Annotated in this window: 4 protein-coding genes; 3 read left to right on the top strand and 1 reads right to left on the bottom strand. The window is 48.4% G+C overall.

Annotation, left to right across the window (positions count from 1 at the left end):
• Positions 1-329: 329 nt before the first annotated feature.
• The gene (locus QUA10_RS19635) at positions 330-1,568 is read right to left on the bottom strand and encodes an LL-diaminopimelate aminotransferase (protein WP_333085838.1); all 1,239 of its coding nucleotides are present in this window, start codon (positions 1,566-1,568) and stop codon (positions 330-332) included.
• A gap of 262 nt (positions 1,569-1,830) precedes the next feature.
• On the opposite strand from QUA10_RS19635, the gene QUA10_RS19630 reads away from it, so the two are divergent.
• From QUA10_RS19630 to QUA10_RS19620, 3 genes are all read left to right on the top strand, one after another.
• Positions 1,831-2,922, top strand: a complete 1,092-nt coding sequence (locus QUA10_RS19630) for a hypothetical protein (RefSeq protein ID WP_333085837.1) — start codon at positions 1,831-1,833, stop codon at positions 2,920-2,922.
• A gap of 252 nt (positions 2,923-3,174) precedes the next feature.
• Positions 3,175-4,929, top strand: a complete 1,755-nt coding sequence (locus QUA10_RS19625; protein ID WP_333085836.1) for a DUF3352 domain-containing protein — start codon at positions 3,175-3,177, stop codon at positions 4,927-4,929.
• A gap of 1,324 nt (positions 4,930-6,253) precedes the next feature.
• Positions 6,254-8,570: two-partner secretion domain-containing protein (locus tag QUA10_RS19620; RefSeq protein ID WP_333086347.1), on the top strand; the 2,317-nt coding region annotated here is incomplete at its 3' end.

The raw sequence follows: 8,570 nt of genomic DNA, 5'->3' as shown, positions 1-8,570 counted from the left end.
AGTTTTTGAGCAACAGCTTGCCTGAGATTCAAAGGTGGCTACTTTTAGCTGCGCTCATTCTTTAGTCTAAACTACAGTTTTAGATGATAACTCACATTTTTTACTATTTTCAAGAACAGGGTTTCCGGCCTGTTCCACAACATATTAAATTAATGCTTTTTCGCTGATTCCGGCAGTCCGCCAGGGGTTGAAACCCGTGTCTCAAAGCGAAAGTCCTCGCTATGAGGACTGAAGAACTCATTAGTCCTCATAGCGAGGACTTTCGCTATTAGCCAGGAAATTCATTCCCTGGCGGGCTGGCGGCGTTTCGGTTTAAGCGGGAGATGAGATTACACCTTAAACTTCTCCACAATCCGTCTCATCGCCTCCTCCACATTCTCCCGACTATTAAACGCCGAAATGCGGAAATAACCCTCACCCGCCGCACCAAAACCAGAACCCGGAGTTCCCACCACATTGCAAGTTTCCAGCAACTTCTGAAAGAAATCCCAACTCGACAAACCGTGAGGCGTTTTCACCCACACATAAGGTGCATTTTCGCCACCAAAAACCTCGATTCCCGCCGCTGTCAATTTCTCGCGAATAATCGCAGCATTTTCCATGTAAAAATTGACTAATGCCTGAATTTGTGCCTTGCCTGCCTCAGAATAAACCGCCTCAGCACCGCGCTGCACGATGTAAGAAACTCCGTTAAATTTAGTAGATTGGCGGCGGTTCCACAGCTTCCAAATTTCGACATCGGAACCATCGGCTGCTTTTCCAGTCAAAGTCTTCGGTACAACTGTCAGCGCGCAGCGAGTACCCGTGAAACCAGCATTTTTGGAAAAAGAACGAAATTCGATCGCACAATCCCGCGCCCCTTCAATTTCGTAGATAGAATGCGGTAAACTCGGATCGGTAATATACGCTTCGTAAGCCGCATCGAAGAAAATAATCGAACCGTTAGCTTTAGCATAATTTACCCAAGCTTGCAAGTGTTCCTTGGTTGCAGTTGCCCCCGTCGGGTTATTCGGGAAACACAAGTAAATTAAATCGACTTTTTTGTCGGTGGGAATTTGGGCAGTAAAATTGTTTTCCGCTGTAATTGGCAGGTAAACTAAGCCGCCGTATTCGCCATTTTCGTTCGCATCTCCCGTGTGTCCCGCCATCACGTTAGTGTCTACATACACCGGATAAACTGGATCGGTAACTGCGATCGTATTATTGTTGCCAAAGATATCGAGAATATTGCCGCAATCGCACTTAGAACCATCAGAAATAAAGATTTCCGAAGCATCAACATCGCATCCCCGCGACTTAAAATCGTGCTCGGCAATTTTCTCCCGCAGCCACTCATAACCTTGTTCCGGGCCGTATCCTTTAAAGGTATCCCGCGAGCCCATATCTTCCACCGCCTTCACCATCGCCTCCCGACAAGCTTCCGGTAGCGGTTCAGTCACGTCGCCAATCCCCAGCCGGATGATGGGCGCTTCGGGATTCGCCTCCGCATAGGCTTTCACCCTGCGCCCAATTTCGGGAAACAGGTAGCCGGCTTTGAGTTTGAGGTAGTTGTCGTTGATAGTTGCCATAGTTCGATCGCTACAAATGTCGTAGAATAGCTTACTCCCAATTGTCTCTCTCCAGAAGCAGGAAGTTCGGCAACCTATGCTGTAAAGGATTTAACCGATGTGACGGAGGAGGTTCACGGAAGAGGAAGATTTTCCCCAATCGGACACTCAAACACTCCGATACTCAGCCATTACAGGCAATCTTCTCAGTTGCTGACCAGCCATTGACCAAAAAATCAAACTATCTTGTATAATCAGAATAGTGTGCAGCGCAGAAGCAATTATGGATGAGATCGAGTACGCCAAACTCTATCAGGAACTGGCGGCAATTCTGAATGAGTTTAATTTAGGTTGGGTAGTTCAACAAGTAGCGGATAATGTAGAGATAGGCAAAGTAATTGAAGAGAGATCGCTCAAAAGAAAAACACCCCTGCTCAAGATAGAAGATTATACCGCAAAAGAACAACTTTTGCTGTTAATTAATGCTGTCGAACAAGCGACGGTCAACACTTCCGAAATGGAAGACGAAATTGCTTATTTCTTAAAAGTAGAATCAGAAACCTCTCCCCTCGGCACAAAAATTACCTTTGCCAATTCAGGTGCCGAAACTGCCAAAACAATTGAGTTTACCTCCAGCATCACAGCCCCCCGCCACAAACAGGCGATCGCCCTCAAGCACTTGCTGGAAAAACTGCCCTCCGGGCCCAGCAACTACGCCATAAATTCCGAAATTAAAAGCAAATTAAAAAGCTCGATCGATGCCGAATTTAACACAGCGGCAGAACAAGCCAGAATTTTTGACACATACCTCTTTACCATCTTGCTAAAAGCAGTTGCTAATGAAGGCGGTACTATTTATTACAACAATGTTTTAGACGACGAAACACCGAAATATTTAACCTTTAGAAAAACAGCGGGAAAAATTCACGGAACTGCCCATCCATACACTCATGCTGTTGTGGAATTTCCCGACAAACCAGCCCTGGAAGTTCACCTAGGAGTAAAAGTCCAAGGTAGAGCCGGAGTTCTGCACAACTGCAACGTTTTAATTTTGTACCAAAAAGAAGCGAATATCTGCCGCTTGCTCAACCGCGAACCTCGACACTCGCAGGTAATTTTAGCAGTAAAATCGGAACACAGCACCTCAGAACTTAAACTAGAAATGGCTGGTGCTTTTATCGGCTTAGCCTCAGACATTCGCTACGAAGGTGGCAGCTATTTTATTTCTAACAGTTACTCCCAACCCGTAGCAAAACTACTAACTACCGCTCGCAAAAAATGGGAACTAAACATTTTTCCTACAGCCACAAACGATGTCCATCGACTGATGTACTCGTTTCAAACTATCTTTAAAGACTTTAAAGCCCGAAACTGATTCAATTAATCAGGACTAATGCCAACTAACACAAAAGTGTTGCTACATTTTTTGTGTTAGGTTTTGTTCCACGACCCTAACCTACGGTCTGATTCAAGAAAAAAGTGTTTTTCTGGTTGTGCCGGGATGGGTAAATGCGAGTTTCCTAAATTTGCCCGGTTAAATGTATCTGCTAATGTATCTGTTAATGTATCTGCTACATGAGCCAAGAAAATAATCTATCATGTTGCGAGCACCCGAACCTTACGAATAATGTTTAAGAAAGATAAATCTTCCCTGCTGTTTACGATCGGAGCCGCCACACTTCTGATCGGTTTAGGCTTTGTCACCTACTACCTCGTCATCTCCCGTGGGCCCGCCAAAGATTTGCCGCCGGGGGCAACGGTTGTCCCGCAAGATACGATGATGGCCCTATCCATCACCACCGATGAATCACAGTGGAATAAACTGCGAGAGTTTGGCACGCCAGAGTCAAAAGCTTCGTTTGAGAGGTTTTTAAGCGAAATGCGCGATCGCCTGCTCACAAGCAACGGCTACGCCTACCAGCAAGACATTCAACCCTGGGTTGGTAACACAGCAATGGTAGCCTTTCTCCGCAACAAAATAGCTATACCAGCCCCCTCCCCGGCACCCAACGCGCCCCCATCTCCGCCAATTCAACAGTCAGTGGCAATTATCCTGCCAATTGCCAACCCGATCAAAGCCAAAGAATTATTAGCAAAATCCAGACCCCTCAGCCAAGGAAAAATTGTTGAGCGTAATTATAAAGGTGTGCAAGTCACAGAAACTCAAGGGGTACCCGATCGCAATTTCTCCGTCGCGGTACTCGGCACAAGCTATCTAGCAGTCACCACAGATCCTAGCGCTACAGACAGAATAATCGACACCTACAAAGGCGAACCTTCCCTAGCAAAAACCCCTGGCTATGCAGACGCCATAGACAAAATAAAAAGTCCGGGCTCCTTCGGTCAAATCTACGTCAATATGCCCGTTGCCGCCGCCTATGCCGCCGCCAACTCAGCCCGTGAAATTTCGCCAGAAAGCCTCGAAAAACTGCAACAAAATCAGGGATTTGCCACCACAGCGACGCTGGATGTAGAAGGAATTGCCTTCAAATCAGTCTCTTGGCTAAAACCAGATTCTACCAGAAGGATAGCAGTAGAAAATAATGCTCTAAAAATGGTTAACCGCCTGCCAAACAATACAATAATGATGGTATCCGGCGGCAACTTGCAGCGTTTGTGGCAAGACTACGTATTAGGAGCCGATGCAAACCCGATTTCCCCAATTAATCCCCAAGTTTTACGCACAGGTTTAAAATCCACTACCGGCTTGGATTTAGATAAAGACTTGATGAACTGGATGGCGGGAGAATTTTCTCTATCATTAATACCAGCGCCCGCCCAGAATCCCAGAGACAAATTTGCTGCCGGATTTGTGTTTATGGTGGAAACAAACAACCAGGGCGCAGCGAACAAATCCCTGAAACAGCTTGATGAAACGATGAAAAGTAAAGGATTTAGAGTGGAGGAAATTCAAGTCGGCGGCAAACCGGCGATTAAATGGACATCGCCGTTTGGAGGGATTACGGTAACTCGCGGCTGGATGAACAATGTAGCGTTTATGACAGTAGGAGCTCCCGTGATTGATGCGATCGTTCCGGCACCGAAAAGTCCGCTTTTAAGCAGCGAATTGTTCCAGAAAACAGTACGATCGCAACTTCAACCCCACAACGGCAATTTCTTCATCGACACCGAGAGTGCGTTTAACCCGAAAAACCTAGCTTTGCCGGAGTTTCCTCCCAACCAAAAAATGTGGATAGACGCCACGCGGTCGATCGGCGTTACAGCGGCCGTCATTGGCGATCGTACCACCCGTTATGACGCTTTTGTCGGTCTCAAAAAATCCACCCCATCCACTCCTTCTGCAAATCCTTCACCGCGCCCTGCTTCACCGCGCTCTGCTTCACCCAGTCCCTCGCCCACTGTCCAAACTTCACCCAATTAACTCTTAAATCCTGCCACAAATCCGCCTGCACACCCCCTTAAACACCAACAGGGCGATCGATTAAAACCGAAAAGCAGCAGCTCAAAATCGGCAAGAGTGGAGTTGACTGCAAGAAGGAAATAGAGTCGGATTTAAGGAGTTTTACTTCAAAAAACCTCACACAAATAAACCCAAAAACCCGGTTTTTTAAATAAACCGGGTTTCTGAACACTCTAACAATTTGACTTACTGAAGAAGAATTCAGCAGCCAGAATCCAGAAGGGATTCTGTGCGACAGGATCGAGAATCGAGGTTTAAAGCCCCGATTTTAATCGTGGATCACAAAAATTCTTTCCGTGACCCTTAACTCTCACTTCATGCAGGGGGTATTCTACCTTCTGAATTCTGTCTTTTGACTCATTCTCATTTCTTCTTTCCATAATTTTAATTTTCGGCAAGCCTATAGTATTTTTTATTGTGTATAAAATATTTTGGGATGTTTCCCGGTCAGTCTTGGACGCAGAAACCTAGTTTTTGAACCCCCATCCTTCCTTCAGACTATCAATAATATTTAAAAAAGCGGGTGTCTAGGCGTCGGATAGCCTCTAGGAAAGCCGTTTTTGTTATTTTTTATTAATATGTCATGCGGAAGATACAGAGCCTAGGCATTTCAAGTTATATTTAGAATGTGGAGAAGATACGCTGAGAAAATTGCAAAAGCAGAGGCCAATTCTACCCATTGACTCCTAAATGCACTTGCAGTCAGCAACCAGGTTGCTTCATAAATATAGCGTCTTCAACTGTTCCGAAAAACCTATGCAGATATTGGCATTCCTCGTCAGCACCGGTACAACATCGGAACCTGCCGTCAAGCGTCTTAACTGACGACTTTCATCTGGTCATAACACCGTAATGTAAACACCAGCATTATGCAGTGTCGAAGGCGATTAAGGAACGAGTAAACAGGTTGATAAAGCGTATCGCTTTCCTAACAAGGGAACGTGAACATTTACCAGGTCAAGCTTACTTAGCAATAAAACTCACAGAATATACCCTTTCTCAGAAAGATGAGGTACGACTGGGCATAGGGCATAGGGCATAGGGCATAGGGCATAGGGCATAGGGCATAGGGCATAGGGCATACCTCACTTTTTTGAGAGCCGCTATAACTCACTAATACCCCCTCTGAAAATGAGGGGTGGATTTCCCATCTTCTACCCACATTGACCAGACACAGCACAGATGTGCAGATATTTAGTGACACAGCCGTCAACCCAAGTTTTTTCTAAAAGCCGATTTCTTTACCTAATTTCTGTGATTTATATATTTTACCCATTAAAAACCTATGAAAACCGTCAAAAATATTCAAAAAACGTCGAAATTTCTATCAAAAGCAAGAATAAGCAAACTGGCACTTGCTCTGCAAATAGTCTTAATAAATTTTTACTTTTGGCAAGCAAAAGCCGAAGGTCAAACAATTGTTCCAGCGGCGGACGCAACGGGTACTACCGTCACTCCCGCAGCGCAAAACGGAAATCCTGGGCAGCCAACTCGCTTCGATATTGAAGGCGGACAATTATCGAGCGATCAACAAAATCTTTTCCACAGCTTTACAGAATTCGGCTTGTCGGAAAATCAGATTGCAAACTTTATATCAAACCCCAACATTCGCAACATTTTAGCGGGCATAGGCGGCGGCAACCCCTCGATTATTAACGGCTTAATTCAAGTAACCGGTGGCAATTCTAACTTGTTTCTGATGAATCCATCCGGCATCATATTTGGCAACAGTGCCAGCTTAAACGTGCCGGCTTCTTTCACAGCAACCACCGCCACTGCTATTGGATTTGGTTCAAACTCGTTTAACGCTGTCGGTAGTAGCACTTACGCATCTCTGACAGGCGCGCCCAATTCCTTTACTTTTGGGGCAGATCAAGCAGGGGCAATTATCAGCACAGCCGACTTAGCAGTCAAGTCAGGGCAGAACTTAACCTTGGTGGGCGGCACAGTTATCAGCACCGGCAGCCTTTCTGCCCCAGGCGGTCAAATTACCGTAGCATCAGTCATCGGGAAAAATTTAGTCCGCGTCAGCCAGCGAGGCAATTTGCTGAGTTTGGAAATCGAGCCGCCCTCAGCGACGAGCCCAGGAACAGCGCCAACAGCTTCCACATTCTCGATCGCATCCTTGCCTGAACTGCTCACCGGCATTGGTGAAACAAACGCTACAGGCATCAGCGTCAATGCCAGCGGTGAAGTGGTACTCACGGCCTCTAACCGAGCAGTAGCTGCGGGGGACGTGGCACTAAAAGATGCAAACGCTCAGGCGATCGACATTCAAGCAGCCAACACCATTACAGTCAGCGGAAACCTGACAAGTTCCCAAGGCGGCCCAATCGCCCTACAAGCTAGTGGCGACATTCGCACTGTCGATCTCGACTCCCATTCCGACACCACCGCAGGCGGCAACATCACCGTCACCAGCCGTACCGGAAAAGTAGAAACAGGCAATATCAAGGCAGGGTCGATCGACAAAAACAGCAACGCCGGAGACGTTAGTATTGCAGCACCCTCAAGCAGCATTCAAACAGGGTTCATAGACGCCAACTCCCAAGAAAAACAAGGTGGCGAAGTCACCCTCAACGCCCGCAACGACATCGAAGTAACCCATATCAACACCGAAGGCCGAACAGGCGGAGGAGAGATTGACATTACAGCCGGCGGTAATTTCCGAGCGACAGGCACTTTCACAAACGATAGCAACTGCTTGTCGCAAGCTTGCAGCATTTCCGCATCCACTACTGGTAGCGCGAATGGTGGAGACATCACCATTCGCCACGGTGGCGAAGCCTCGAACACTCTTTTCAGCATCGGGCCCGACTATAACAGAGTCAACGGTACTGCTGGCAGCATTGCCACAGGGGGCCCAAAGAAGGAAAATGTGATTACACAGGGAGGTTATTTCAGCCCCGACCCTCAGATAGTACAGCCGACGCAAATTAACATTACGGCTTCTTCTGTCTCACCAGCACCAGCACCAGCGCCGACACCAGCACCAACACCAGCGCCGACACCAGCACCAACACCAGCGCCGACACCAGCACCAACACCAGCGCCGACACCAACACCAGCACCAGCGCCGACACCAACACCAGCACCAGCGCCGACACCAGCGCCGACACCAGCGCCGACACCAGCGCCGACACCAGCACCCGCGCCAGCACCAGCGCCCGCACCAACACCAGCACCAACACCAGCACCAACACCGGCACCAGCGCCGACACCAGCACCAGCGCCAGCACCAGCGCCAGCACCAGCGCCAGCCCCAGCGCCCGCACCAACACCAGTACCAACACCGGCACCAGCGCCGACACCAGCACCAGCACCAGCGCCAGCGCCAGCGCCCGCACCAGCGCCCGCACCAACACCAGCACCAGCACCAGCGCCCGCACCAACACCAGCACCAACACCGGCACCAGCACCAGCGCCAGCACCAGCGCCAGCACCCGCACCTATATTTGCACCTGTACCACCGCCCGCACCAGCACCAGCACCCACACCAGCACCCGCGCCGACTCCCCCACAAGCATCCCTACCAGCACCAGCACCTGTACCAGCACCAGCGCCAGCACCAGCACCAGCACCAGCGCCAGCGCCAGCACCAG

Source organism: Microcoleus sp. Pol8_D6, assembly GCF_036700965.1.
GTDB lineage: Bacteria > Cyanobacteriota > Cyanobacteriia > Cyanobacteriales > Microcoleaceae > Microcoleus.
The sequence above is the reverse complement of the archived record's forward strand: the minus strand, read 5'-3'. Positions and strand labels throughout refer to the sequence as shown.

Bases quoted from the DNA above. Each gene is read 5' to 3' on its own strand.
- QUA10_RS19635 (WP_333085838.1), bottom strand. From the start codon at position 1,568: ATGGCAACTATCAACGACAACTACCTCAAACTCAAAGCCGGCTACCTG.
- QUA10_RS19630 (WP_333085837.1), top strand. From the start codon at position 1,831: ATGGATGAGATCGAGTACGCCAAACTCTATCAGGAACTGGCGGCAATT.
- QUA10_RS19625 (WP_333085836.1), top strand. From the start codon at position 3,175: ATGTTTAAGAAAGATAAATCTTCCCTGCTGTTTACGATCGGAGCCGCC.